The sequence below is a fragment of the Aminobacterium thunnarium genome, assembly GCF_055390565.1.
The window spans coordinates 1,607,333-1,632,455 of record NZ_AP042412.1; the positions used below are offsets into that span (position 1 = coordinate 1,607,333).

The window sequence follows — 25,123 nt, forward strand, 5'->3', positions numbered from 1 at the left end:
ACAGAGGTCTATTATAAAAAATAGGGGGGGAGTCCTATTTTAGGTAACTTTTGTAAAATTCTTCTAAGAACAACATCGCTCTTTCGCCAACTTTTTGACATCGTTCTATTTTTTTACGTATTTTTACATCAAGACGGGGGAATATGCCCAAGTTTACGTTCATAGGGTGAAAAACCTTCGTGTCAGTTTCTGATAAATAACGGAGCAAAGAACCTATCGCTGTCTCTTTAGGCCAAATGGGCATTTCTGTTTGTCTCAAAGAAAACGCCATATAAATAGCAGCAACAAGTCCCATAGCGGTACTCTCAAGATATCCTTCTACTCCCGTTATTTGCCCCGCTAAAAAAAGATTTTTACGATCCCGTAAACGAAGAAAACCATCAAGTACAGTAGGTGCATTGACGTATATATTCCTATGCATAACACCATAACGGGCAAACTCAGCATCTTGAAGCCCTGGGATAAGTTTAAAAACTCGAGCTTGCTCTCCCCATTTCAGGCTTGTCTGAAAACCAACTAAATTAAAAAGAGTGCCATCTTTATTATCTTGTCGAAGCTGAACAACAGCATAGGGTTCTTCTCCTGTAAGGGGATTGGGCAAACCAACTGGTCTTAAAGGACCAAAACGGAGAGTATCGATACCTCTGGAGGCAATAACTTCTATTGGTAAACATCCCTCAAAATAACGAATGTCCTTTTCAAATTCATGACGTGTGGCTCGCTCTGCAGAGACAAGAGCATTCCAAAAACGAATATACTCTTCTTCGTTCATGGGACAATTTATATAATCTGCTTCTTGACCGTAGCGTCCTGCTTTGTACGCTTTCGTCATATCGATGGAATCGTAAAAAACTACCGGAGCTATAGCATCAAAAAAAGAAAAATATTCTTCTCCTGTTATTTTCTTCAATTCTTCTGCAAGAGAAGGGCTTGTTAAGGGACCTGTAGCAATAATAGCAGGTTCCTCCGGCAACGATGTCATCTCTCGTCTTTCAATTCTTATACAAGGATGTTCTGAAAGTTTTTTCGTTATGTAACCAGCAAAAGCGTCACGATCAACGGCAAGTGCTTTGCCTGCAGGAACGCTCGTATGATCTGCAGCTTCCATTATGAGACTACCAAGATAACGAAGCTCAGCCTTTAATATTCCAGCTGGGCTTGTCATATTATCAGCACCAAGAGAATTACTGCATACAAGTTCCCCCATCATATCGGTCTGATGTGCTGGGGTTGTTATTTTCGGTCTCATCTCTACTAAACAAACAGGATATCCTCTTTGTGCCAACTGCCAAGCTGCTTCGCTCCCGGCCAATCCGCCACCAAGAACCAGAATTTCGTTTGATCTGTCCATAATTACTTTTTCTCCTTTTTCCAACCACATTCGGGGCATTCTGGAAGACTTTTTTTGTTTTTGCGAACAAGTGGAGTTCCACACTCTGGACACTTTTCTCCTGTAGGTTCGTTCCATGAGACATATTTACATTCAGGATATCGTGAACATCCATAGAAAAACTTTCCTTTTTTACTTCTTCTTCGAACAACTTCTCCATTTTCAGTTTCCCCACATAGGGGACACTTCACACCAATAGTTTTCAGAATTGGGCGAGTATATCGACATTCAGGATATCCCGAACAGGCTATAAAATCACCGAAACGTCCTCGTTTTTTAACTAAAGGCTTCCCACATTCCGGACAATCCTCACCAATTGGCTCAGGTTCAGGCAAATCAACAGCCGATGCTTTTTTGGCTTCTTCTAGAGTTTCTGCAAAACCACCCCAGAAAGAACGGACTACATCAACCCATTCAAGCTTATTTTCTTCAATAAGATCCAATTGTCCTTCCATTTGAGCCGTAAAATTCGTATCGACGATGGGAGAAGGGCTTTTAGAGTCAAAATATTGAAGCAAGAAATCGTCTACTGTCATTCCCAAAGAAGTAGGTTCCAACCGTTTTTCTTCGTTCTTTTCAACATATCCTCTGTCGTAAAGTGTTTCAACAATAGTGGCATAGGTTGAAGGTCGTCCAACTCCTTTTTCTTCTAAAGTTTTTATAAGAGTCGCTTCTGAGTAGCGCGCAGCAGGTTTTGTAAAACGCTGTTCTTTAGAAATATCATGGCATATTAGCTCTTCTTCTGAAACTGCTGGAGCTAATTCGCTCCCTTTTAACTCTAATGGCCATAATTTTCCCCATCCATCAAAAATTAAAGTCTCTCCTGTTTGCCTTAAGCCATAAGAACCCGCTTCCACATCAAGAATAGCATTGGCAACAACGGCGGGAGCCATTTGCGAAGCAACGAAACGGTTCCAAATAAGAGAATACAGCTTGTATTGTTCAGGTGTTAATACACTTTTTAAGCTTTCTGGTGTCAACGTCACATCTGTCGGTCGAATTGCTTCATGAGCATCCTGACTTCTGGCTTTAGATGTAAACAGGTTGGCAGTTTTAGGAAGATATTCTGATGAATAACTTTGGGTAATATAATTTCTGGTCGCATCTAATGCTTCCGGTGCTATCCGGAGACTATCTGTTCGCATGTATGTAATAAGGCCGGCAGGACCTCGCCCTGGAATATTAATGCCTTCAAAAAGCGCCTGTGCAACAGCCATTGTTCTACGAGGAGAGAAACTTAAACGACGCGCACCTTCCTGTTGTAATGTACTTGTTTTAAAAGGAGGTAAAGGTTTTCTTTTACCTTCTTTTACTTTATATTCTTTTACAACTAAGGCAGCTGATTGAATATCGCTGGCGATCTTTTCTGCTTGTTCTGAGCTCGATATAAGAAGGGGCTTCCCTTCCTTCCAAAAAGATTTATTTTCAAAGCTCATAACCTTTAAATCATATTTCCTTTTATTATCGTTTGATAAGGCTTCCACATTGACATGCCAATATTCCGAAGGAACAAAATTTTTTATTTCTCGTTCCCTATCGCATATCAGATTGAGAGCTACAGATTGCACTCGCCCAGCAGAAAGGCCATAGCGTATCTTTTTCCACAATAGCGGACTTAAAGAATAGCCGACAAGACGGTCAAGAACACGACGTGCTTGTTGCGCATCTACTCTATTCATATCTACGGACTCAGGCTTTTTAATTGCCGCTTTGACAGCCTTTGGCGTAACTTCGTAAAAACGGACCCGGCATTGCGATTCTGGATCAAGTTTCAAAATATCGCAAAGATGCCAAGCAATAGCCTCCCCTTCCCTATCAGGGTCAGATGCCAGTAGTATTTTCTGACTCCCTTGAGCAAGTTTAACTAATTCATTTTTTATTTTGGCTTTTCCTTTAACTAGAATATATTCTGGTTGAAAGTTGTTTTCGATATCAATAGCGATCCGGCTTTTAGGAAGGTCTTTGATGTGGCCAATGCTCGCTTTTACTGTATATTTTGATCCTAATATTTTAGAAAGAGTTTTCGCTTTTGTGGGAGATTCGACTACAACAAGAGTTTTCCCCGTTTCTTTCTTCGTCATAAGATCCTCCTTGTTTAATGTTTAATGGACAAAATACTGACCCTTTACTGAATCATAAAGCGAACCAGTCGAGTCAAAATGAGAAATTGTTGAATCTGCTGTTCTCTGTATGATGCTCATAAAAGTTATGGCATCAATATGCCCTCCACGAACCTGCCCGATCATCATGGCATCTTCTATAGCTATTTCTATAACGTTTCTAGCGTATTCTTCAGTGAGAAAAAGCTGGTAAATAAGTTCGAGAGCATCTTCTGTAAGAAACATTCTTTCAAGATCATGAACTAATCGCGTCAATATGATACGCTCCTTTACTTTGATTCAATAGAGGCCCGAAATCGGCCAGGCCCTGATGAATATATAAGATCTAACGCAGACAGATGACTCACGCAAGAGATAACATCAGCGGCAGTCATTTTACCTTGAGCAGTTAAGTTGTCAACTGTTTGGTCTCCATGATTTTGAATAAGATTGAGAATTTTTTGCTCTTTTTCACTTATATTCGGACATAACGATTTACTCTTTTCTTTTTTTGAGTTCAATAAATGAAGTTGTGTAATCGGTGACAGCGTTTCAGCAAAATCCGCTAGATCGACAAGAGGATGGGCACCGTCATAAAGAAGTTTATTGGAACCACTACATATTTTTTCATCTATCCGACCAGGCACAACCCATATTTCACGTCCTATATCCAAGGCAATCTGGGCTGTAACGATAGCTCCACTTCGCTTTGGAGCTTCAACTATGACGATTTTATCAGCTAAACCAGCTATTATCCGATTTCGTTTAGGAAAATGCCAAGGTTTTGCACTTATGCCTAAACCGTACTCTGTAACAAGAGCCCCAGAAGAGAGAATATTTCTAAATAATTCTTCATGCTGTTTAGGGTAAACATGGTCCAATCCATGGGCAAGCACAACTGCTGTCTCTCCTCCAGCATCTAAGCTTCCACTATGTGCTGCCCCATCAATACCAAGAGCTCCTCCGCTTAACAAGGTCCAGTTTTTATCTGCTGCCACACGCCCTAATGCTCTAGCCACCTGTTGCCCATAATATGTACTCCTTCGTGTTCCAACAACCGAAAGTATAGGTTTCTTAAAAGAATAATTTCCACGAACGTAGAGAACCAACGGTGCATTTTCCATCTTCTCTAGTTTTTTGGGATAGCCTGATTCTCCCATAAAAAGCAATTGCACTCCAACAGACTCACAACGATATCTTTCTTTCTCTGCCCATTGGGAGTGAACCAGATAGACAAGACGTTTATACGTTCGAGATGTAAGACTTTTCTTTTGTTCATCCGTTAAAAATCCGTTTCGGATCGTTTCAATTTTCTCTTCACTATCAGCAATTTTATCCCATAAACGGCGATCTGCTTCTATGGCATTTATAAGTAAAAGAGCCTCCTGACGAGGAGTCATAAAGAGACACTCCCCTTTCTATAAGCAAGAGCTTCGGCTACATGCGAGACTTCTACTTCAGAAGAACCGGCAAGATCCGCTATTGTACGCGAAACTTTTAACACTCTGCTTATTCCCCTTCCAGAAAGACGAAGTCGATCTGACATTTGGATCAAGAAAGAACGGACATCTCGGCTCAATTGCAAAGAACGTTTTATAAAACGCTCAGGAAGTTCAGCATTACAATGAAAACCATACTTTCCCCATCGTTTTCGTTGTCGCTCCCTGGCCATACAGACACGTTTACGAACAACTTTACTGCTCTCAACCCTTTGATTTTCGAAAGAAATTAATTCTTTCGGGAGAAGACGTGGAACAGACACGTGTAAATCAATGCGATCTAAAATAGGTCCGGAAATGCGTTTTCTATATCTCTCTTTCTCATATGCCGAACAAATACATTGTTCCACCATGTCTCCATCCCAACCGCAAGGACAAGGGTTACAGGCAGCTATAAGCAAAACACGACATGGGAAAACAACACGCCCAGCTGCTCGGCTTACTACTATTTTTCCATCCTCCAACGGTTGACGGAGAGCTTCTAAAAGATCCCGCCTAAACTCCGTAAATTCATCAAGAAAGAGAACACCACGGTGAGCAAGGCTTATCTCTCCTGGACGAAGAGCTGACCCTCCCCCGCAAATCGCAACAATACTTGCTGTAGGATGGACTGTATAAAAAGGTGGCTGGAGGGTCGCTTGGAAGTCAAGCTTGGCAGTACTGTGAACTTGAAGGCTTTCCAATAATTCTTCTTGAGAAAGTGGTGGTAAAATTCCTCGTATTGCTCTGGCAAGCATTGTTTTTCCACTTCCAGGGGAACCAACAAGAATCAAATTATGATGGCCTGCTGCTGCTATTTCCAGAGCTCTTTTAGCTCCACTCTGTCCTTTAATATCAGCCAAATCAGGATCGGCGACAATGTTCTCAGATGGAAGTATTTCTTTTCTAAGGGGAGAAAGTAATGTTCTTCCTTTTATATGATCGAATAATTGTTGCAGACTTGAAACAGCATATGCCTCTACATCAGGAACTAATGAAACCTCAAAGGCATTTTCTTGCGGAACAAAGAGGGGAATTTTAAGCTTCCGAGCCAAGAAGGCAGCTGGAACCACTCCCCTTGTTTTTCGTAATCGACCATCAAGAGCCAGCTCTCCCACAAAAAGAGCCGGTTTATTTAAAGAAATAACACCTAATTTCTGTGCAGTACCTAAAGCTATAGGGAGATCAAGAAGGGCTCCTTCTTTAGGGCTGTCAGCAGGTGCAAGATTTACAGTAACACGTCCGCGAACTGGAATAAGAAGGCTGCGCAAAGCCGCACGGACCCTCTCCCGAGATTCTCGTACAGCAGCGTCAGGAAGGCCTACAACTGCGATAAAAAAAAGACCACCTGTTATTTCAACTTCAACTTCTACTTTCAGAGCTTGCACGCCTTGAAGCGTAATACCATAAATAGGGATCACAAAAAAGACATCCCGTTCGTAATATCTTTGAAATGTTCTATGGAATAACTATCATCTTTATGACACGTAATTCCCAAGAGATCAATTCTCCAAAAACCATTCCAATCTACTTTTTCCACATAGCAAGACCCTGCATATACCAATCTTCGCGTTTTCACAGGTCCCACCGATTCTTCAGGAGACATAAGATATCCTAATGATCGAGTTCGAACCTCTACTACAACAAGTTCATCCTTATCCATGGCTACTATGTCGAGCTCTCCCCGAGGAAAATAAACATTGCGATCCAGAATATTCCATCCCTTTTTATGGAGATAAGAACATGCTGTTTCTTCCCCCCAACGGCCAAGTGCAACATGATCCACGGTTTTATTCATCTCCTTTGTCAAGTTTATATAAGAAAGCAAGGATACGCGCTACAGCTTCGTAAAGATCTACAGGGATTTCTTCTCCTAGCTCAAGGGTTAAAAGAGCTGAAACCAATGCAGCATCTTCTACGATAGGAATATTTGCTTCCTTCGCAACTTCAATGATTCGCCTGGCGAGAAAATCTTCACCAAAAGCATCTACTCTAGGAGCATTATCTTTTTCGGGATTATATGAAAGGGCTGCCGCTTTTTTTCTTTTATCAAAAGCGTTCATATTTCTACATCAAACCTCCTATACACAATATCTCTCTCTATATCCTTCAAAGCAACGGAAATATATTGTGTATGGAGAGGGAGCCCATCTAGCAAATCGTAAAGCTCCGTTTTTCTTCTGCGGAGAATTCTTTGCACAGTCGGATTTTCCACCTTCAGTGTAACTCCCAGCGAATGACCTTCTGTTGCAACTTCTCCTGACACAGTTTTTAGATTGTAGCAATCCAGATCAAATGCAACTCTCCAAAAAGAATTTTTCAAATTTTCCAAACTTCTTTTTTCTACTCTTACTTTGGCGGCAAGTGTTTCTGTTTCTTCTCCTACAGGCCACCATGCTGAAAAAAAGGGCACGACTTCGCTATGATTCTGTCGCGCCGATTTCATAAGCAAACTATGGGCTTGCAAAAAACAACCTACATCGTCTGTATCTGACAATAAACGTCTTAACACCGCGTGAGGATTTTCCCCTTTTTCAAGTCCCTCATGAAACTTCTGGCGAATCTTTTTCCACACATCAAGAAGTTCTTCTTTGGAAAGACCTATATACCATACCAGAAGATTAATGTTTTGGGAGGATAAAGGCAAATTTCGAGCCCAGAGCTCCACAAGGGGGGCAAGCATGTTTTGCTTCCCTCCTGCGCGAATCCATGCTACTTGAAGACTTTTTAATACTTCCGTCGAGATAGGGAGTCCTCGAAGCAAAAGAGCTTCAGCTATAGGACGATCAGTTTCGGACAAGCTTCCCAGGAGAGCTACATCAACGTCACGAAGGCGAAGAACAGGAATGTCTCCTGACGTATCCCAAATGGCCTGAAATCGCTGACCTACAACGAGAGGAATATTAGCCATAGCTTTAAGATTCTGCGATCCTATTCGGACAAGATATCCCCCCTGCCATGTATCTATAACGCGCCCTTCAACAAGACTCCCATTGGCAATGGCCTTAGTGGATGAAGCTTTCGTAGACGAGACATTACTTTCAGACAGAGTCTGATGTAAACTTTCCGATACATTTTTTCCGCCAACCGGACCAGAAAGGCCATTGAGAGACGTCATGGCGTCGGGACCTTCCATGTAAAGCTTTTACGATGAATGGGCGATAGTCCAAAATGAGCAATAAGAGTTCGATGTTTCACGGTAGGATACCCTTTATGCTTGGCAAATTCATATTGGGGATACACCCTGTCTAAAGCTATCATAGCCCTGTCTCGTAAAACTTTTGCTATAACAGAGGCAGCTGCCACTTCTGGGATAAGGCTATCTGCCTTCGGCATGGCCTGTTGAGAAACACCCTCAAGATACGGAATTCGAATATTTCCATCGACAATAATTTCATCAAAGACAGGGGGCAGCTTTTTAACAGATCTATACATGGCCCAAAGAGTAGCCTGAAGAATGTTCATGCTATCAATACGCCGTGGAGAAGCAGCCTGGGCCTTCCAAACCACACCAAGACTAAGCATTACTTTAAAAATTTTCTCACGCTTTACAGGGGTAAGCTTTTTCGAATCATTGAGACCTAAAGCCAACAAACTTTCCTTTTGAGATGGCGTTAAAATGGCTGCAGCTGCAACAACTGGTCCTGCTAAAGGGCCACGACCTGCTTCATCAACGCCAATAATTAATCGATCTCCCATGGATACCGCTCCCCTGGCCATTCTAAAGTTATACGTCCAAGCTTTCCAGTCGAAAAAGTATCAAGAAAGCGCTGTCCTGCTAAAGAGAAATCAACACGTCCACCACTAACCAGACACCCCAAGCGACGCCCGATTTTTTCAAGAGTAATCAGTGATTCCTCAGCTTCATTCTCTATATTCCACTTCTCTTCTATCAAATGCCAATATCCACGTTCTTTTAAAAACTCAATAAGAGAAAGAGCAACAACATCGGTCCCACCTATAACCTGAGCCTTTGAGCTTCCAAGCCAGGCCAAACGGCGATGGACTTCATTATGTGAATGGGGATCAAGTATTCCAGGAGAATCTACAGCAAGAATATCTTGTCCCTTATACCATGAAACACCTTTAGTAACTCCGGGAATACCTCCAACCTGAGCTCGTTTTTTACCCACGAGAAGATTCAAAAACAATGATTTCCCCACATTGGGGATTCCAACAACAGCAAGGCGAAGTTCTCTATGGGAAGGCTTCATCTTGGTTAAATCACGACGCAACGATTGTATTTTCCCCTCTAAGAGATTGAATGCCCAAGCTTTACTTTTCTGAGAAGCAAAGAAACTTAACCAAGCTTTTGTTGCCCCTTCTTCAGCGAGATCAGCTCGAGTAAGAACGATATATACAGGGCATATCTTGGAAAGCTGAACAGCCATCGGCGAAGACGTAAGCTGCGGAGCTCTTGCATCGCGAAGTTCGAAAATAATATCTAGTTTTTTGGCTAATTCCTCCAGTTTGCGCTTACCTTTAGCCATATGTCCTGGGAACCAAACTGTACGTGGCACGTTAACGAACAACTCCTATTCTATTGAGAGGCCAATATCGAAAAAGGACAGGGCCTCGAATATTTTTTTGGGGGACAAATCCCCAATAGCGGCTATCCTGAGAGTGAGAACGATTATCTCCCATGGCAAAATACATTTTTGCAGGTATATGTACGGGAACATTCGGGAAAATCAAATTTGGCAAAAGTGTATAATCATCAGCTTGTTTAACATAGCCTTCATGAAGAGGATTATTATTTATATAGACAACTCCATCTTTAATATGAAGAGTATCCCCAGGAAGACCTATGATTCTTTTAACAAAATCTCTTTTAGGGTCTAAGGGGAATTTAAAGACAAAAATATCTCCCCGCTTAGGTTCTCGAAAAGTATATAGAAATTTTGCTACCAAAACTCTGTCCCCTGGTTCTAATGTAGGAAGCATAGAGCCACTTGGGATCCAAAATGCCTGCACAATAAAAGTTCTTAAAATGAGTGCAAGCACAAGAGCCCATAATATTGTTTCAACAAATTCTCTCCACCATGGCCTCACTTCCGCCATTAAACGAACCCCCACTTCTACTACATTATCGGAATTGTCTTTTTATACCCCAGTACTTTTGAGATTTCAATAGAGATGTATTCAGTTTACCTTTTTTCTTCGATGCTGACAAAACAATGTGGTGAAACAATGACTTTACAAACTTTTTCCCCTTGCTGAGGTCTTGTTGAAACATCAAGAACAAACGCAGGAGAAATCGTATGCCAATAAGGACTATATAGCGGAGCTCTATTGAATCCTCCCATCTGAAACCATGCACGACCATGAGCATCATAAATCTCTCGTTCTCCAGTATCCCACGTAATCCTTATTTGATCGACAGGACGATCTCCTGGCAAGAGACGAATAATACACGAAGTTCTTTCTAGTCTGCCCTTTGTTAATTGCGATTCAAACCACAGAGCAAAACGTTCCGCTTCTTGTCTGGCTTTATAACAAGAAGAATTAACTCGAAAAAGAGGCCGAAAGCCAGCACAAAAAACTCCCAACATTATTATCGTTATAGCACATACAACAAGGAGCTCAAAGGACGAAAAACCTTCACTAATAAAAAGAGGGAGCCCTTTTGAGCTCCCTCCACATAACCTCTTTTTAATATTACGAAAGGGCATCGTACCCGAGGTTGAGAACTTTCAAGTTTGCATCTGCAAACTTTTCTGGAGATAACTGATTTATAGCTTCCCGAACTTCGTCAATTTTAACATTGCTGACATTAGATGCACAAAGAGCTCCTAAAATGAGAACATTTAAGAAGAGAAAATTACCCCCCATATGCTCTTTTAAAAGGTCATACCCTTTGATCTTAAAAAGTTTTATGTCCTTTTTTCTCAAGTAATTGTCAAGATGGCTATTACCAAAAGCTTTTTCGTCAAATATATTGACAATCAAATTTCCTCCGTCACGAAGAAAGTGTAGATTTCTTATAGCTTCATTTTGATCAAAAGCCAAAAGGATATCAGCTTCTCCAGCCTTTACCAACGGACTTTTATACTCCCCTATTTTGAAATGGCTGATAACAGAGCCTCCGCGTTGCGCCATACCATGAACTTCGCTACCCATTACATTCTCTTTCCGAGACATGGCTATATGGCCCAATACCTTTGTTGAAAATAAAATTCCCTGTCCACCAATTCCAACTATGACATACTGCATGGGTCTACGCCTCCTCCACAGGAATTATAGCCCCGTGCGGACATACTTGAGTGCAAACGCCGCAAGATACACAGAATCGTTCATCGATGTAAGCTTTCTTCTTAGCTTCGTCAAAAACAAGCCCAGGGCAATTAAAGAAATTGATGCAGAATTTACAACCAATACATTTCTCCGAATCCACTTTTACCTGAATCTTATCTTGTTTCTCTCGAAGAAGCATGCATGGGTGCTTAAATATAAGCACAGCTGGTTCCTGATGTTCTTTTGCGTATTCCCAGGCTTCTTTTACCAACCTTTTGCCTTCTTCCACATCATAGGCTTCAAGAGTTTGCACATAGTGAACGCCACAACCCCGAACAACCTGCTCGATTTCTACTATTCGCCCCTCATCCCCTTTGCGCAACTTATCTCCTACAGAAGGATTCGACTGGGCACCTGTCATCGCCGTTGTTCTGTTATCAAGAATGCTTAAAACAAAAGCGTGCTTGTTATATACTGCGCTAACAAGCCCGGGGATTCCCATGTGGAAAAAAGTAGAGTCGCCTATTGTGGAAACAATGGGTTGATCCTTTCCCATTACTTTATGAGCTAAATAAAGGCCAGAAGCCATAGTTACAGACGCACCCATATCCATAACGGCATCTGCTCCCTTCTGATTAACAGAAAGGGTATAACAACCAATATCAGATGGGTTAATGGCATTCGGAATAGCCTGACGAATTGCAAAAACGCTTGCTCGGTGAGGACAACCGGGGCATAACATAGGCTTTCTCGGAGTTATCTTTAACTCTTCAAGAGCTGCCTTCAGGTCGCTATCAGCACCAACAGCTTTCTCTTCGTCAAGAGCCTTAAGAATGATAGATTCAATAACTTCAGGTAAAAGCTCACCTGCTCTTGGAACAAATCCATTCCAGCGCCCCTTGACCTTTGTTCGGTCTAAGAGCTGCATTTCAACAACAGGATAGGTTTCTTCAAGAACAAGAACATTTTCATGGCGATTGATAAAATCTGTCACCATTTTTATTGGTAATGGCACTGGAGTTCCGATTTTCAATATGGAGATATCTTCACGTCCCCAAGCCTTCAAAATATCATAAACAATAGAAAAAGAGACGCCAGAGGCAATAATGCCAAGCTTGGCTTTGCCTTTTGCAGGAATTTCATAGTTATATTTGCTATATTCTGTTTCGAAATCTTCTCTGATTTGATCGTTTTTCTTATTGAGTTTAGGATGGTTGATTCTGACAGTAGCAGGAAGACAAACCCATCGTGCCGGATCTTTTTCAAAACGTATCTCTCTGTCTATAGTAAGAACATCTTTTATATCTACGTCCTGACGACAGTGATCTACGCGTACACTCGGTCGAAGCATTGTAATGATGTTGTATTTCTCCGAAAGATCATATGCATCGAAAACCATATCTTTCGCTTCCGCCGCAGTCGAAGGATCAAAGCATGGCACTTTAGCAAAATATGCAAAAAAGCGGCTATCCTGTTCTGTTTGAGAACTATGGGGACCTGGATCATCAGCTACAACTAATAGCATTCCACCCTTCATATCGAAATGAGCAGCACTCATAAATGGATCGGCAGCAACATTCAAACCAACTTGCTTCATAACGACGCAAGATCGAACTCCTGTAAAAGCTGCTGACGTTGCCATTTCAAAAGCTACTTTTTCATTTGCTCCCCACTCAACGGCTGTAGAAGTTCCGAGCGCATCTGCAAACTTAGCCACTGCTGGCAAAATCTCCGAAGAAGGAGTTCCTGGATATGCAGTAGCCACAGCACAGCCGGCTTCCACAATACCACGAGCGATGGCTTCATTGCCCAAGAGTATCGCCTTTGTGCTCACCGTACACGCCACCTCCATTATTTTTCTTCAATAAGTTTTTGAATCCAGAGATAAAAAGGATGTTTTCTTCGAAGCAACTTTCCCTCTTTATCAACAAAGGCATGACGAGTTGTGCCCTCTGCCAATGTTTTTTTATCTTCTTCTCTCTCAATACGATATCCAAATCGCATACTCGACACTTTTATTTCTTCAACCCACGTTGTAACAGTCAGGTTATCATCGTAACGTGCTGGGGATAGATATCGACAAGATGCCTCCACTACCGGTAAAAGCACCCCTTCTTCTTCCCATTTAGTGTAGGGTATACCTAAAGCACGACAATATTCAGTACGTCCAATCTCAAACCACGTTAAATAATTGGCGTAATAAACAATTCCCATTTGATCTGTTTCGCTATAACGAACTCGCAAAGAAATGGCAATTTCATGATACAAAGGGGAAAACCTCCCTTAAAACAAAGAATAAAAAGTAGCTCTATGAAGGATTTTAGGCAAGAAAAAGGAATCGTTCTTTATAGAATTATATACCATAGATACCAAAAGTGTGACAATTTATGGCTATCGTTAAAATTGTATAACGTATTTTGCCTATAATAAATTAAAAACACCACTTACGATGGGCTACCATCATGCATTCATAACTAACGACAAAAAAGCCTCTTTCCTCAAGCCATAATTCCACTGTTGGATTCTCCGCTCCCGGCTGAAACCAAACTACCGGATGATTTTTTTTATTCTTCACTAATTCTTCTGCTACAGGTTGTTGCAAGGAAGGTGAGAGAAAAAAAGCAACAACATCAATAGAATCTGGTATTTCGCTCAAAGAATCAAAACAGGGAATGCCGAGAATTTCCTTTCCTTTATATGCTGGGTTTACAGGATAAAGTGTGTGACCAATCTTTTGAAGATAATTCATCACACCATAAACAGGTCTGTTTTCTTTCGGGGAAGCTCCTATTATGGCGATAGAAGAAGGGGTACAAATGTATTTTTTGATCACTTCCATTCTCTCCATCGCTAGTCCTCCTCTTTAAGAAATAAAAATCTCTAAAATTATAGCCCATCTTTTCTATGAAAAGGGTTGTCTGCTTCCAGACCAATGTGTATAATACATGCCCGGACACATGTCCCTTTAGTATAAGCGGAGGACTGGCCGAGTGGTCGATGGCGGCTGACTTGAAATCAGTTGAGGCGTGAGCCTCCAGGGGTTCGAATCCTCTGTCCTCCGCCATTTTCATGCCTTTATTTAGGAATACCTACCCTCGGTAGAGGCCAGAAACGGAAAAATGCAGGGCCACGCAAAGCTTCCTTAGAAACAAACTGATGTTCCCAGTAACGTCCATCCCATGAATTAGGCCTGTTGTCTCCCAACATAAAGTAGTGATCTTGCGGCACTGTTATAGAATTCATTGAAACTGAATCATGATTTTGTATATAGGGTTCCTGAAGAGGCTCACCATTTACATAGACAACGCCATCCCGAATTTCTATCGTCTCTCCTGGTAGCCCGATGATACGTTTTACAAAATCCTTTTTTGTATCGTCAGGAAATTTGAAAACCACAATTTGTCCCCGCTTAGGTTCGGAGAAGTAATACCAAAATTTAGCAGCCATAACGCGGTCTCGAATTTGCAAAGTCGGTATCATCGATCCGCTTGGAATCCAATAAGATTGAACTACAAAGGTACGGAGAACAAGCGCAAGCGCCACTGCCCAAAGAACAGTTTCAAGGGTCTCGCGCCACCAGGGTTTAACAGACATAAAATAACCTCCATCACAAGCTTTAATTTTTAACACTCTTCTATGAGAGAATCCTAAAAAAATATACCACAAAAGGAAAAATAGAGACGCAAAAATAAAAATAACGGCCGACTTAGTTTAAGTCGACCGTTATTTTACAGATTCTCTAGTTTTTAGAACAAGCCGGTAATATTTCCGTTATCGTCAACGTCAATTCTCATAGCGGCTGGAACTTTCGGAAGGCCAGGCATGGTCATTATCGATCCCGTTATGGGAATAATGAAACCTGCTCCCGCCGACAGGCGAACTTCTCTCACCGTCAGCTCAAAGCCTTCTGGACGACCTATCAACGTCGGGTTATCAGAGATGGAAGCCTGCGTCTTCGCCATGCATATCACCAAATCATCCTTACCCAAACGATGAATCTCTTCAAGGTCTTTCTCGGCCTGGGCCGTATAGGTCACACTCTTCGCTCCGTAGATCTCCTTCGCTATCTTCTCGATCTTTTCCTTCGGGCTCAATGTCGTCTCGTACAGCTGATGGAAGGTGTTCTTCGCTTCTACTGCCTTCAATACCTCTTCCGCCAACTCTATGCCGCCTTCGCCGCCCTTCGCCCAGATCTCCGACAGCGCTACCGATACACCGAGGGCTCCACATCGCTCGCGCACAAGCTCAAGTTCTCTCTCCGTGTCTGTCGGGAAACGGTTGATTGCCACTACAACTGGAAGACCGAAGCTCTGCATGTTCTCTATATGCTTCTCAAGGTTCGGAATCCCCTTCGATAACGCCTCTATATTCTCATTCGTCAGGTCGCTCTTCGCCACTCCGCCATGCATCTTCAAGGCTCGGACTGTCGCCACGATCACTACCGCCGATGGGTTCAATCCACCCATACGACACTTGATGTCGAAGAACTTCTCTGCTCCAAGATCCGCTCCGAATCCGGCCTCGGTAATGAAGTAATCGGAAAGCTTCAGACCATATTTCGTCGCCTGCAGGCTGTTGCAGCCGTGGGCTATATTCGCAAAGGGACCTCCGTGAACAAAGGCCGGGACATGCTCAAGAGTCTGCACAAGATTCGGCTTCAACGCATCTTTCAACAAGACCGCCATTGAGCCCTGGGCGTTCAGATCCCCTGCCGTTACGGCCTTACCTTCGTACGTATAGGCAACTACAATTTGGGAAAGACGCTCCTTCAACTCATGAATGCTGCCTGAAAGACACAGAATGGCCATCACTTCGGAGGCTACCGTAATATCAAATCCTGACTCGCGAGGCACACCGTTCGCCTTCCCTCCAAGACCGACGATCACGTTCCGAAGGGCTCGTTCGTTCAGATCCATGACTCGACGGAAAACAACTCGGCGCGAATCTATGTTCAATACGTTGCCCTGCTGCAGATGGTTGTCGAGCAAGGCTGCCAACAAGTTATGGGCTGCCGTTATTGCATGAAGGTCTCCGGTAAAGTGGAGGTTGATATCCTCCATGGGAACAACCTGGGAGTAACCGCCTCCTGCCGCACCGCCCTTGACTCCGAAGCTCGGCCCCAAAGACGGCTCGCGAAGACCTATGCTCACCTTCTTGCCAAGCTTCGCCAGGCCCTGGGCGAGACCTACTGTCGTCGTTGTCTTTCCCTCTCCTGCCGGAGTCGGGGTTATGGCTGTCACCAATACAAGCTTTCCGTCCTCTCGATCCTTGATCCGATCCCAGAGTCCGTACGTTACCTTCGCCTTGTACTTTCCGTAAAGCTCCAATTCCTCTTCGTCGATACCTAACTGAGAAGCTATCTCCACAATAGGCTTCATTTGGGCCTGCTGTGCTATTTCAATATCGCTTAGCATCATTCGTTGCCTTACCTCCTCTGCTCATTTCTCGTGCGAAAGATATTTTAAGGGCAAAAAGGGGCAGAAAAGTATTCTGCCCCTCTATGGACATTACCACTATAAGATATAAGGATTTTTAAAGTTTTGAATCTACTTTTTCCTGAATCGCCTGGCGAAGAGAGATGCCTTCTTCAAGCATTTTCTCAACAGCAGTTTTTTTCTCCGCTACATACGCTTCATCTTTTATAGAAGGAAGGTTAATACGCACATTCATAATGGCACCTTCCAGACCGGCTAAAGCCTGTGCAGCAGCGACACCCATATCACTCATAGCATTTGTATTTCCCTTATCGACAATACTATCGGTTAAATGAATAACGGCGAGGCATTCTTCAGCTATGGCAAAAGGCGAGTCGCATGCCCCTTTAAAGGCTTCCTGGATTGCAGCTTTACGTAGCGCTTTCTCTTCTTCAGTTTCTTTTTTCATTTTAAAAGCGGCCATAACCTTATTAAAGGCATCTGTATCCTTGTCAATTCTTTCAAGCAAACTTGTGTACAGATTATCCGCTTGTGCACGAGCATCTGTCATTATTGCCTCATAGGCCTCATATCCTTTTTTTCCTATGGTCAAGTTGCAAACCATAGAGACAAGGCCAGCTCCCAAAGCTCCAGAAAGAGCAGCTACACTACCGCCACCTGGAGCCGGTGATTCTGAAGCAAGTTCTTTTACAAAAGCTCGTAAATCCATTTCCGCTAACATACGCATCTACTCCTCATCATCAAGTGCTAGAATATTATTCTCCAGAATCTGATTGCGGTCAAAATCAACGATGCGAAGGAAATATTCAGCGCAGTTCAGTAAAGCATCCTGCGGAAGAGTACCACAAATCTGCGTTCCAATTATAGTAAGTCCAAAACGGCGAGCTTCATTTTCTACAACCTGAAAAGCTCTGTAAATTGGCGTATTGACCGTATCAAACATATTCATGGAGACAGCTACATTATCGTAACCATCCGGCTTAAATGCAACTGAACGAATTGTGCTGAAACCGCCACTGGGACCTCTCATCATTTTGGCTATTTTCTTTCCAATTTCAAGGTCTGTCGTGTTCAAAATCATATTAACAGCTACCAGATTATGAGTTGCGGCACTGACTATTGTAGCACCTGCTGTGGGATGAAGCTTTGCAGGGCCAAGATCAGGACAACGCTCAGGTGTATGAGCTACTTCTTTCAAGCCTTCATACTGACCTTTGCGGATATATGCCAATTCTTTGCGCTCAGGCGTTCTGGCATTCTCGCCACTGAAGTAAACAGGAACCTGATAACGCTCCCAAATTTCTTTACCGATTTCTTCGGCAAGCTGGGTGCACTCTTCAAGAGAAATATTTCGCAGCGGGAAAACTGGAATTGTATCCTGTGCTCCGATACGAGGATGTTTTCCTTCCTGCTTTTCCATATCAATCAATTCGTAGGCTTTGCCTGCCATCTTGAGGAGAGCTTCTTTAAGAGGCTTGGGCTCTCCTAAACATTCGATAACAGTTCTATTAAAGTCTGCATCGGGGAAATATCCGATGAGTTTTACTCCTTTGGCATTGCGGATTTCATCAACGATAGCTTCAATAACATCCTTGTCTCTTCCATTGCTAAAGTTAGGTACTGCTTGTACATACTGTCTTTTAGACAATTGTGGTTCCTCCAATCAATTGGTAGAATGTAAAATAGTTGTATTTTTATTTAGGGGCAGTTTCTCCCTGCACGGAGAGCTGCCTTTTTACTTTGTTGCCAATTCTTTCTCCGCTGCAGCCATTTCTGCTCTGAAATCTTCAAGAAGTTTTTTTGCAAATTCTGGGTTTCCAGAAAGCTCAAAATACTTTTCATCAGCTTTTTTGGCGATTTCACGGAAACTCATTCTCTGATCGTGTTCAAGCTCTAAAAGTTTCTGATCAGGTTTGAAAGCTTTGACCATCATGTCGAGACGTTTGTCATTAAGGTCTTGCTGTACTTTGTAAACGAAAGGCCGAAGCTCAGCGATGCATTCTTCAACAATTTGTTTTATATCTTCAGGCAAGCTCTTGTAAAAATCAGCGTTGGCAAGGGTGTGCATAACATAGATGTTATGTTTTGAAGCAATGAGATACTTTTGAACTTCCATAAATTTCATTTCCTGGATAATGTAAGGAGCATTTTCCTGTCCTTCAACCATATTAAGCTGCAGAGCACTATACAATTCTGTGAAGGAAAGAGGTGTAGGATTGGCACCGTAGGCTTTATACGTTTCTACAAGCATTTCAGAAGGCATGACTCGTATTTTGAAGCCACTGAAATCTTCGGGTTTAAGAAGAGGTTTGTTGCCTGTCCAATACATGGCACCCTCGCTAAAATAAGAAAGGACTTTTAAACCCTTCGTTTCATAAACACTAGCGAGATCTTCGTTTAAAGCTTTGCTTGTGGCAAGAACTTTTTCGTTGAGCATATCATCGTCAGAGAAAAGGAATTGAAGAGAAAATATCTGGTTTTCAGGAACAATAGCACCACACTGGCCAGGACCTACAAGTGCAAATTCGATAGCGCCATTAAGGCAAAGCTCGAACATTTCTGTGGGTGTTCCCAAGGTTCCTTGTGGATACACATCAAGCTGAATTCTGCCATTAGACTTTTCTGCAAGAAGGCGAGCAAATTCGTTTGCATAAAGGTCACAAACACTACCAGCTATTTCTTCTTCAGCCAGACGCCAATTATACTCGGCAGCAGTTGCAATACCAGAAAACGCAAGAACAAAAGCAAGAACCAGAGCTAACACATGCAGCTTTTTCATAGATATAACCCTCCTGTTTTACTAAATTAAGGCAATATTTTTATCGCCTTATCCTAAACTAATAACTTCTATTCCTTGGGCTATTTACTGAGCAACAGCCAAATCTCTTAAGAACAACGCAATTTGTGGGAAGAATACCAACAAAATTGAAACAAGAACCAAGATAAGTACAAAGGGAGGAACACCTCGCACTACATCCATATATTTCTGTTTAAAGATAGCTATAGCAGTAAAGATATTGCAGCCGAAAGGAGGCGTGGTAGATCCGATAGCAGCTTGAAGCGTAACGATCGTTCCAACTAAAACGTTATCCAGCCCTGAAGCAGCAATTGCAGGCTTAAAAATGGGCGTAAGTATCATGATAACAACAATGGGATCGACAAACATGCATCCTAAGAAGTACGCAATAGAAAGAACAGCTAGAATACGAATGACAGAGGGATCTGTTCCCAGCAAAGGTGGCAAAATCAAATTCGGGATTCTGGCAAAGGAGACTGTCCAAGAAAAGGCCTGCCCAACTGCGATAAGAATGAAAACGATAGCAGTAACTATTCCAGTACGTAATGCTAATCTAGGAATATCAGACAGTTTTATTGACTTATAGATGAAAAACTCAAGAACAAAAGCGTAAAGAACGGAAACAGCCGCAGCTTCTGTAGGACTAAATACTCCTGAATAAATACCACCAAAAATAATGATCGGGAATGTAAAACCAAGAATAGCTTCTTTGAAAGCCACCCAACGTTCGCTCCAACTTGCTTTGGTCATACCATTCTCTTTGCGTGAAATAAACCAACAATAAATGGAGAAAAGTAACAGGATTAAAAGACCAGGGCCAACCCCTGCAATAAAAAGCTCCCCAACAGAAGCGCCGCCAACAACACCATAAACAATCATGTAAATACTTGGTGGGATGAGCAGAGCAATAATGGCAGCATTAATAATCAGAGCAGTAGAAAAGGAAGCAGAATAGCCAGCATTCAGAAGCATGGGACGAAGAGGTCCTCCTATGGCAACTACTGTAGCTTGTGTCGAACCGGAAACTGCTCCAAAGAGGGTACATGCAGTAGCTGTTGCTATAGGAAGACCGCCTCTTTTGTGTCCCACCATTTTTACGACGAAATTCAGTAGTCTATCTGCAATTTGTCCAGAGGTCATAATATCTGCTGCAAAGATAAACATTGGAACGGCTGTTAAAGAGATCGGTTGAATTCCGCCAATAACTTGCTGTATCAACATTGATGGATTAACTCCTGGGAAGTTCAATATAAGAGTTAAAAAAGCTCCAGCTGCCAGGGGAACCATCATTGGGAACCCCAAAATCAGCAATATGATCATTGTGCCCATAAGTGTCAGTAACATTACGTCCCCTCCTAAAAGTCGAAAGATTCTTCGTCTTCAGTGTGCCCTTCTATAACAGTTCTCGAAACGTAGACATCACTGGATGTCAGGTTCTTAATGAGAGCCAGCACATACTGAATACCTGTCATAACGAAACCGACAGGAACCCAAAGCATGATTAAATAGAGGGGAATATGCAACCCTAGTGTCTGTTTATTTATTTGAGCAAGCTTAGCAACATATACATATGCAAACCAGCTAAGATAAAACATTAGAGCCGCCGTTCCAGCACAAACAATAATCATCAAAATTTTACGAGCTTTAGGCCCCAAGAAATCAAAAAGGGCAGACATTCGGATATGGGCACCAATTCTTGCAGCGTAACTGGTTCCTACAAAGGTAACCCATACTATGGTAAACTGGGTCACTTCTTCCGCCCAAGTAAGGCTATGGTGGAAAAGATTGCGCCCAATAACATTAACTATGGCAACAAGAGCCATAATAATAATGCTCCACGAAACAACAAATTTTTCAAAACGTTCACACAAATTGTCTATTATATAGAGAAGCTTCATTTATGATCCCCCGTTTTACTTCCTACTTTTCACATATTGTGTAAGAACTTCACCTACGCGAATAACAGAATCGATTCGCACATACTCGTCGGGCTGATGAAAGAAAAGGTCATCACCTGGCCCCAAAATTACAAAAGGAACACCTAAAGAGGGAATAAGGATTGATGCATCTGTAAAATAATTTAATCCTGTTTTTTCCCAGGGAATATCAAGGTCTGAATAAATTCCCTTTAAAGATTGCACAAGAGGTGCTTCTTCATCCATGCCAACAGGTGGTCTGTTGTTAACAACTTCAACTGAAACATGGATTCCTTCATTCAATTTTTCCACGTTTTCTACGCAGGTATAAATTTCTTGAAGAAGCCAATCATGGTCAACGCTAGGAAGGGTTCTGATATCTAGTGTTCCTATCGCACAATGAGGAACGACATTAAATAAATCACTTTCAGCTTGAAGAGAAGTTACAACACAGGTTGAATGGCCAAGGAGATCGTGTTTTTTCTCCCCGTTGAAAAGCTCTGTAATTTTCTCTGCTATGCTATTAAAAACACTCAGAGCATTGACATTTGCACCAGTCATAGCAGCATGAGAAGATTTCCCTAAAGATTTTACACGAAGCCACACTGCCCCTCGTTCCGCCAATCCAATTTTTTCATTGGTTGGCTTAACAAGAATGACTTCTTCCACACTGTTCAGGAATCCTCCCCCTATGAGGGCACTCGCTCCTATGCCTCCAACTTCTTCATCCGCTGTAAAACAAAATCTAATATCTATAGCAGGTTTAAATTCAGCCTTGAGGATAGATAAAGCAGTAAAAATAATAGATGTTACTCCACCCTTCATATCAGCTGCGCCACGACCATAAACGACATCGTCAACTATCTCTGCTCCAAAGGGAGAATGTGTCCATTCCCTAACATCTCCGACAGGAATAGTGTCCAAATGGCCAGAAATAGCTATTCCTCGACTTCTATCCTCTCCTGGAATCGTGATAATCAAGGATGCCCTATTATTGCCGTGATTTATTATTCTTTTCTCAACACGATCGTCCGGGAATAAGGAGGAAATATATGTTACAGCATCTCTTTCATCGCCTGAGGGCTGAGAGGTACGTATACGAATAAGCTGCTGAAGAATTGTAATTGCTTTTTCTCTTGAGATATAGACTTCTCCCGTCATGAATCTCCCCCCTTTCAATAGTAGCTTAGCGGAGGAGAACCATTAGGGCATTAGCTTGAGTGGATAACTTTTATGGGGTTGTCTTGTCAAGTTTTGACAATTAGCTAGAAAGAGCCAAGATCATATAGTTTAAGAGCAAGAGCTATATCAAAACGTTGATCACTATCATCTGGGTCAAAATCAAGGAGTTCGCATATTTTTTTATTCCTATATTTAATGGTGTTATAGTGAAAATTCATCTCATCAGAAACATGTTTTATATTCCAATTGCACTTGTTCAAGACGCGAAGAGTCTGAAGTAATTCACCGTTTGTCGTGGAATCAAATTCTATAAGTTTTTCGAGTACTTTATGGCAAAAGAGAGATGCTTCATGGCTTTGAGAAACTATCGAAAGCAACTTCATAGCTCCTAATGCATCCCAAAATACGATTTTTTGACGCTGCGGTGAAAGATGGGCAACACGAAGAGCTCTACTGGCTTCTCTATAACTTTCATGGGTATTCAATGGGTCAGATTTATATCCTCCTACTGATACGACAAGTTGACAATGAATCTCTCGCTCCACTTCCTCGTTTAAATGTTCCGCAACTTTCAATAGGTTCGTTTCAAGACTTTTAATTCCATTATCCGGTTCAGGAGGAGAAACAAGAAAAACTATAGATTTTGTCAACAACGTATAAATAGACTTTGGGAAAAAAGCCAAAAACTTAGACCTTATTGTGGAAAAGAAGACCTGAAGCTCACGCTCTCCAGACTCTCCACTCTTTGTTTCTACCTCAATAGAGACAACGACAACGCCATTTGTCGGATTCCAACCAAAGGTCCTTGCGCGACTATCTAGTTCTTCTCTTCTCTGCATTTTGTTATAAATAAGGTCACGTACAAATTCATCAATATAGTTACGTTCAACTTGTTGCGTTGACAATTTTTTTTCTATTGAAAGTTTGACAGCTATGACCGCATTTTCCATAGCCGTCATTTCGTAAAAGGAAAACTTTCTGTCAGAACGACTTGATCTATTAAGAATGAGGTAGCCACTTAAAACTCCACCTACTCGAACTTCCATATGTTGATGAAGCCTAATAACTTCTTTCAGGGGATAAATTTTTACATGTTCTTTAAAATCATCAGAATGAGACGCAACAAATAATTTCTTATGTATTAAATCCCTATAGGCTATGCCACAATGTATTTCTCCACGCAAAGCCCATAGTATATGTTCAATGTCTCCGTCGCTAAGTAATATATCTGCAAAAGGGGAAAAAGATGAATAAAGCCCACTTTCATTTGCCTTTATTTCGCTATTTAAAGCGAAAAGGATGTCAAGTAAAATCTGATCTGAAGAAATGTGGAAAAGAGGCACGTTATACTCGTCAGCCAAACGAACAAGCTCCAGAGGAAGATCTCCTTGCAAGGCAACCCCAGCTACTCCCGCTGAGAAGGCTTTACGCAAAAGATTCAGATCCTGACTGTAATTATTGTCGCTACTTTCAGGAATCCAACCTCCTACAATGAAAAAACCATGCTCACAGGTACGTCCTGCTCTCATGTCATCTAAAAGAACTATCTTCTCAATGACATTATCCAATCCTTTTTCTCCTGCGAGTAATGAAGTGTTAACAAGGGTTTTGCATGTTCGTACAATAGACAAGAAAGTCGTTCTCTCCTCATAAAAAGATTTTCGTATTGTATCACAAGAGAAAAATAAAAAAGAGGCCCTCTGCTAAGAGGACCTCTTTTCAATCTTCTTTACGTCTACTTTTTTTGTCCAGCTTCCAGCGTATTTTGAAGCAACATAGCAATAGTTAGCGGCCCTACTCCTCCTGGAACAGGAGTAATCCAAGAGGCTACTTCAGCTACAGCCTCAAAATCAACATCTCCTACGAGACCTTCTTCAAGTCTGTTCATGCCAACATCAACAATAACTGCCCCCTCTTTTACCATCGAAGCAGTAATCAGATGAGGCTTGCCAACAGCTGCTACAACAATATCAGCCTGCCGCACGATTGAAGCAAGATCTCTCGTTCTGCTGTGACAGATAGTAACTGTAGCATTACGATCAAGAAGAAGATGGGCAATAGGTTTTCCTACAATATTGCTTCGTCCAACTACAACAGCATGTTTTCCTTCAATATCTATGTTATAAGCATCAAGCATGTACATTATTCCCTTAGGAGTACAAGGATGCACCGCTGGTAAACCTGTTACAAGATTCCCCATATTTACAGGGTGGAAACCATCAACATCTTTTAGCGGATCAATAGCTTTCAATATTTTATTTGTACCAATTTGCGGAGGAAGAGGAAGCTGCACAAGTATTCCATCTACAGCTTTGTCGTTATTAAGGGTTTCTATAAGTTTTAAAAGCTCTTCTTCTGTCGTCGTTGCTGGCAGCTTATGTAAAAAAGAATTAAACCCTACTTCCTTACATTTTTTTTCTTTCTGACCTACATATACTTTTGAAGCAGGATTTTCCCCGACAAGAACAACTGCAAGTCCTGGAATGTGCTTCCCTTCCGCTTTTAAAGAATCAACTTCTTTTTTTATAGATGCTCTTACGTCTGCTGCTACCTTTTTTCCGTCAAGTATTTGAGCTTTCATTTTTAATGGCC

26 protein-coding genes and 1 tRNA gene are annotated in these 25,123 nt (G+C 41.9%); 1 reads left to right on the forward strand and 26 read right to left on the reverse strand.

Features of this window, described 5'->3' with window-relative positions; translation table 11 throughout:
• Positions 1–34: 34 nt before the first annotated feature.
• From trmFO to ACZ5GY_RS08105, 16 genes are all read right to left on the reverse strand, one after another.
• Complete coding sequence (gene trmFO, locus ACZ5GY_RS08030; protein WP_213690755.1) at positions 35–1,351, reverse strand: methylenetetrahydrofolate--tRNA-(uracil(54)-C(5))-methyltransferase (FADH(2)-oxidizing) TrmFO; 1,317 nt, start codon at positions 1,349–1,351, stop codon at positions 35–37.
• A gap of 2 nt (positions 1,352–1,353) precedes the next feature.
• Positions 1,354–3,471: a type I DNA topoisomerase gene (gene topA, locus ACZ5GY_RS08035; protein ID WP_213690754.1), complete on the reverse strand. Its 2,118-nt coding sequence runs from the start codon at positions 3,469–3,471 to the stop codon at positions 1,354–1,356.
• A gap of 21 nt (positions 3,472–3,492) precedes the next feature.
• Entirely contained in the window at positions 3,493–3,765 is a 273-nt protein-coding gene (locus tag ACZ5GY_RS08040) for a hypothetical protein (RefSeq protein WP_213690753.1), read from the reverse strand.
• 14 nt (positions 3,766–3,779) lie between these two features.
• The gene (gene dprA, locus ACZ5GY_RS08045; RefSeq protein ID WP_213690752.1) at positions 3,780–4,889 is read right to left on the reverse strand and encodes a DNA-processing protein DprA; all 1,110 of its coding nucleotides are present in this window, start codon (positions 4,887–4,889) and stop codon (positions 3,780–3,782) included.
• The gene (locus ACZ5GY_RS08050; RefSeq protein ID WP_464111734.1) at positions 4,886–6,388 is read right to left on the reverse strand and encodes a YifB family Mg chelatase-like AAA ATPase; all 1,503 of its coding nucleotides are present in this window, start codon (positions 6,386–6,388) and stop codon (positions 4,886–4,888) included. Before ACZ5GY_RS08050 ends, dprA begins: the two co-directional genes overlap by 4 nt.
• Complete coding sequence (locus tag ACZ5GY_RS08055) at positions 6,385–6,753, reverse strand: YraN family protein (protein ID WP_307879815.1); 369 nt, start codon at positions 6,751–6,753, stop codon at positions 6,385–6,387. Before ACZ5GY_RS08055 ends, ACZ5GY_RS08050 begins: the two co-directional genes overlap by 4 nt.
• A 4-nt stretch (positions 6,754–6,757) precedes the next feature.
• Positions 6,758–7,030 carry an EscU/YscU/HrcU family type III secretion system export apparatus switch protein gene (locus ACZ5GY_RS08060; RefSeq protein WP_213690749.1) on the reverse strand — a complete coding sequence of 91 codons (273 nt, stop codon included), beginning with the start codon at positions 7,028–7,030 and terminating at the stop codon, positions 6,758–6,760.
• The gene (locus tag ACZ5GY_RS08065) at positions 7,027–8,085 is read right to left on the reverse strand and encodes a hypothetical protein (protein ID WP_213690748.1); all 1,059 of its coding nucleotides are present in this window, start codon (positions 8,083–8,085) and stop codon (positions 7,027–7,029) included. Before ACZ5GY_RS08065 ends, ACZ5GY_RS08060 begins: the two co-directional genes overlap by 4 nt.
• On the reverse strand, positions 8,082–8,666 hold the full coding sequence (locus tag ACZ5GY_RS08070) for a ribonuclease HII (RefSeq protein WP_213690747.1): 585 nt from the start codon (positions 8,664–8,666) through the stop codon (positions 8,082–8,084). The genes ACZ5GY_RS08065 and ACZ5GY_RS08070 overlap by 4 nt, the downstream gene beginning before the upstream one ends.
• Positions 8,651–9,487, reverse strand: coding sequence for a YlqF/YawG family GTPase (locus ACZ5GY_RS08075; protein WP_213690746.1), 837 nt, complete (start codon positions 9,485–9,487; stop codon positions 8,651–8,653). The genes ACZ5GY_RS08070 and ACZ5GY_RS08075 overlap by 16 nt, the downstream gene beginning before the upstream one ends.
• Before the next feature lies 1 nt (position 9,488).
• Positions 9,489–10,028, reverse strand: a complete 540-nt coding sequence (gene lepB, locus ACZ5GY_RS08080; protein WP_213690745.1) for a signal peptidase I — start codon at positions 10,026–10,028, stop codon at positions 9,489–9,491.
• A gap of 86 nt (positions 10,029–10,114) precedes the next feature.
• A complete protein-coding gene (locus ACZ5GY_RS08085) occupies positions 10,115–10,519 on the reverse strand; it encodes a hypothetical protein (protein ID WP_213690744.1) in 405 nt (134 codons plus the stop codon).
• A gap of 106 nt (positions 10,520–10,625) precedes the next feature.
• Positions 10,626–11,180: a 2-oxoacid:acceptor oxidoreductase family protein gene (locus ACZ5GY_RS08090; protein WP_213690743.1), complete on the reverse strand. Its 555-nt coding sequence runs from the start codon at positions 11,178–11,180 to the stop codon at positions 10,626–10,628.
• Positions 11,181–11,184: 4 nt separating this feature from the next.
• Positions 11,185–13,053 (reverse strand): indolepyruvate ferredoxin oxidoreductase subunit alpha, encoded by a 1,869-nt coding sequence (gene iorA / locus ACZ5GY_RS08095; protein WP_213690742.1) that lies wholly within the window; start codon positions 13,051–13,053, stop codon positions 11,185–11,187.
• Positions 13,053–13,469 (reverse strand): acyl-CoA thioesterase, encoded by a 417-nt coding sequence (locus tag ACZ5GY_RS08100; RefSeq protein WP_213690741.1) that lies wholly within the window; start codon positions 13,467–13,469, stop codon positions 13,053–13,055. The genes iorA and ACZ5GY_RS08100 overlap by 1 nt, the downstream gene beginning before the upstream one ends.
• A 163-nt stretch (positions 13,470–13,632) precedes the next feature.
• On the reverse strand, positions 13,633–14,049 hold the full coding sequence (locus tag ACZ5GY_RS08105) for a CoA-binding protein (RefSeq protein WP_213690740.1): 417 nt from the start codon (positions 14,047–14,049) through the stop codon (positions 13,633–13,635).
• Between the two features lie 128 nt (positions 14,050–14,177).
• Between ACZ5GY_RS08105 and ACZ5GY_RS08110 the strand changes: the two genes are divergently transcribed.
• Positions 14,178–14,265 (forward strand) — tRNA-Ser (locus tag ACZ5GY_RS08110).
• Positions 14,266–14,276: 11 nt separating this feature from the next.
• Here the strand turns inward: ACZ5GY_RS08110 and lepB (ACZ5GY_RS08115) are convergent.
• The 10 genes from lepB (ACZ5GY_RS08115) to folD form a co-directional block, all read right to left on the reverse strand.
• Positions 14,277–14,795 (reverse strand): signal peptidase I, encoded by a 519-nt coding sequence (lepB, locus tag ACZ5GY_RS08115; RefSeq protein WP_213695917.1) that lies wholly within the window; start codon positions 14,793–14,795, stop codon positions 14,277–14,279.
• Between the two features lie 152 nt (positions 14,796–14,947).
• On the reverse strand, positions 14,948–16,615 hold the full coding sequence (locus ACZ5GY_RS08120; RefSeq protein ID WP_307880069.1) for a formate--tetrahydrofolate ligase: 1,668 nt from the start codon (positions 16,613–16,615) through the stop codon (positions 14,948–14,950).
• A gap of 118 nt (positions 16,616–16,733) precedes the next feature.
• Positions 16,734–17,363: a cyclodeaminase/cyclohydrolase family protein gene (locus tag ACZ5GY_RS08125; RefSeq protein WP_464111735.1), complete on the reverse strand. Its 630-nt coding sequence runs from the start codon at positions 17,361–17,363 to the stop codon at positions 16,734–16,736.
• Entirely contained in the window at positions 17,364–18,284 is a 921-nt protein-coding gene (ftcD, locus tag ACZ5GY_RS08130; RefSeq protein WP_213690882.1) for a glutamate formimidoyltransferase, read from the reverse strand.
• Between the two features lie 87 nt (positions 18,285–18,371).
• A complete protein-coding gene (locus ACZ5GY_RS08135; RefSeq protein WP_213690883.1) occupies positions 18,372–19,415 on the reverse strand; it encodes a TRAP transporter substrate-binding protein in 1,044 nt (347 codons plus the stop codon).
• An 84-nt stretch (positions 19,416–19,499) separates the two neighbouring features.
• Positions 19,500–20,777, reverse strand: coding sequence for a TRAP transporter large permease (locus tag ACZ5GY_RS08140; protein ID WP_464111736.1), 1,278 nt, complete (start codon positions 20,775–20,777; stop codon positions 19,500–19,502).
• Between the two features lie 11 nt (positions 20,778–20,788).
• On the reverse strand, positions 20,789–21,331 hold the full coding sequence (locus tag ACZ5GY_RS08145) for a TRAP transporter small permease (protein ID WP_213690885.1): 543 nt from the start codon (positions 21,329–21,331) through the stop codon (positions 20,789–20,791).
• Positions 21,332–21,346: 15 nt separating this feature from the next.
• A complete protein-coding gene (locus ACZ5GY_RS08150) occupies positions 21,347–22,510 on the reverse strand; it encodes a M20 family metallopeptidase (protein ID WP_464111737.1) in 1,164 nt (387 codons plus the stop codon).
• A 104-nt stretch (positions 22,511–22,614) separates the two neighbouring features.
• Positions 22,615–24,162 (reverse strand): helix-turn-helix domain-containing protein, encoded by a 1,548-nt coding sequence (locus tag ACZ5GY_RS08155; RefSeq protein WP_464111738.1) that lies wholly within the window; start codon positions 24,160–24,162, stop codon positions 22,615–22,617.
• 104 nt (positions 24,163–24,266) lie between these two features.
• Complete coding sequence (folD, locus tag ACZ5GY_RS08160) at positions 24,267–25,112, reverse strand: bifunctional methylenetetrahydrofolate dehydrogenase/methenyltetrahydrofolate cyclohydrolase FolD (protein ID WP_213690888.1); 846 nt, start codon at positions 25,110–25,112, stop codon at positions 24,267–24,269.
• Positions 25,113–25,123 lie beyond the last annotated feature (11 nt).

What these genes read in the sequence shown, in the direction of transcription:
- trmFO (WP_213690755.1), bottom strand. Translation starts at nt 1,351, where the DNA reads ATGGACAGATCAAACGAAATTCTGGTTCTTGGTGGCGGATTGGCCGGG.
- topA (WP_213690754.1), bottom strand. Translation starts at nt 3,471, where the DNA reads ATGACGAAGAAAGAAACGGGGAAAACTCTTGTTGTAGTCGAATCTCCC.
- dprA (WP_213690752.1), bottom strand. Translation starts at nt 4,889, where the DNA reads ATGACTCCTCGTCAGGAGGCTCTTTTACTTATAAATGCCATAGAAGCA.
- ACZ5GY_RS08060 (WP_213690749.1), bottom strand. Translation starts at nt 7,030, where the DNA reads ATGAACGCTTTTGATAAAAGAAAAAAAGCGGCAGCCCTTTCATATAAT.
- ACZ5GY_RS08065 (WP_213690748.1), bottom strand. Translation starts at nt 8,085, where the DNA reads ATGACGTCTCTCAATGGCCTTTCTGGTCCGGTTGGCGGAAAAAATGTA.
- ACZ5GY_RS08070 (WP_213690747.1), bottom strand. Translation starts at nt 8,666, where the DNA reads ATGGGAGATCGATTAATTATTGGCGTTGATGAAGCAGGTCGTGGCCCT.
- lepB (WP_213690745.1), bottom strand. Translation starts at nt 10,028, where the DNA reads ATGGCGGAAGTGAGGCCATGGTGGAGAGAATTTGTTGAAACAATATTA.
- ACZ5GY_RS08085 (WP_213690744.1), bottom strand. Translation starts at nt 10,519, where the DNA reads ATGTTGGGAGTTTTTTGTGCTGGCTTTCGGCCTCTTTTTCGAGTTAAT.
- ACZ5GY_RS08090 (WP_213690743.1), bottom strand. Translation starts at nt 11,180, where the DNA reads ATGCAGTATGTCATAGTTGGAATTGGTGGACAGGGAATTTTATTTTCA.
- iorA (WP_213690742.1), bottom strand. Translation starts at nt 13,053, where the DNA reads ATGGAGGTGGCGTGTACGGTGAGCACAAAGGCGATACTCTTGGGCAAT.
- ACZ5GY_RS08105 (WP_213690740.1), bottom strand. Translation starts at nt 14,049, where the DNA reads ATGGAGAGAATGGAAGTGATCAAAAAATACATTTGTACCCCTTCTTCT.
- lepB (WP_213695917.1), bottom strand. Translation starts at nt 14,795, where the DNA reads ATGTCTGTTAAACCCTGGTGGCGCGAGACCCTTGAAACTGTTCTTTGG.
- ACZ5GY_RS08120 (WP_307880069.1), bottom strand. Translation starts at nt 16,615, where the DNA reads ATGCTAAGCGATATTGAAATAGCACAGCAGGCCCAAATGAAGCCTATT.
- ACZ5GY_RS08125 (WP_464111735.1), bottom strand. Translation starts at nt 17,363, where the DNA reads ATGCGTATGTTAGCGGAAATGGATTTACGAGCTTTTGTAAAAGAACTT.
- ACZ5GY_RS08135 (WP_213690883.1), bottom strand. Translation starts at nt 19,415, where the DNA reads ATGAAAAAGCTGCATGTGTTAGCTCTGGTTCTTGCTTTTGTTCTTGCG.
- ACZ5GY_RS08140 (WP_464111736.1), bottom strand. Translation starts at nt 20,777, where the DNA reads ATGTTACTGACACTTATGGGCACAATGATCATATTGCTGATTTTGGGG.
- ACZ5GY_RS08145 (WP_213690885.1), bottom strand. Translation starts at nt 21,331, where the DNA reads ATGAAGCTTCTCTATATAATAGACAATTTGTGTGAACGTTTTGAAAAA.
- ACZ5GY_RS08150 (WP_464111737.1), bottom strand. Translation starts at nt 22,510, where the DNA reads ATGACGGGAGAAGTCTATATCTCAAGAGAAAAAGCAATTACAATTCTT.
- folD (WP_213690888.1), bottom strand. Translation starts at nt 25,112, where the DNA reads ATGAAAGCTCAAATACTTGACGGAAAAAAGGTAGCAGCAGACGTAAGA.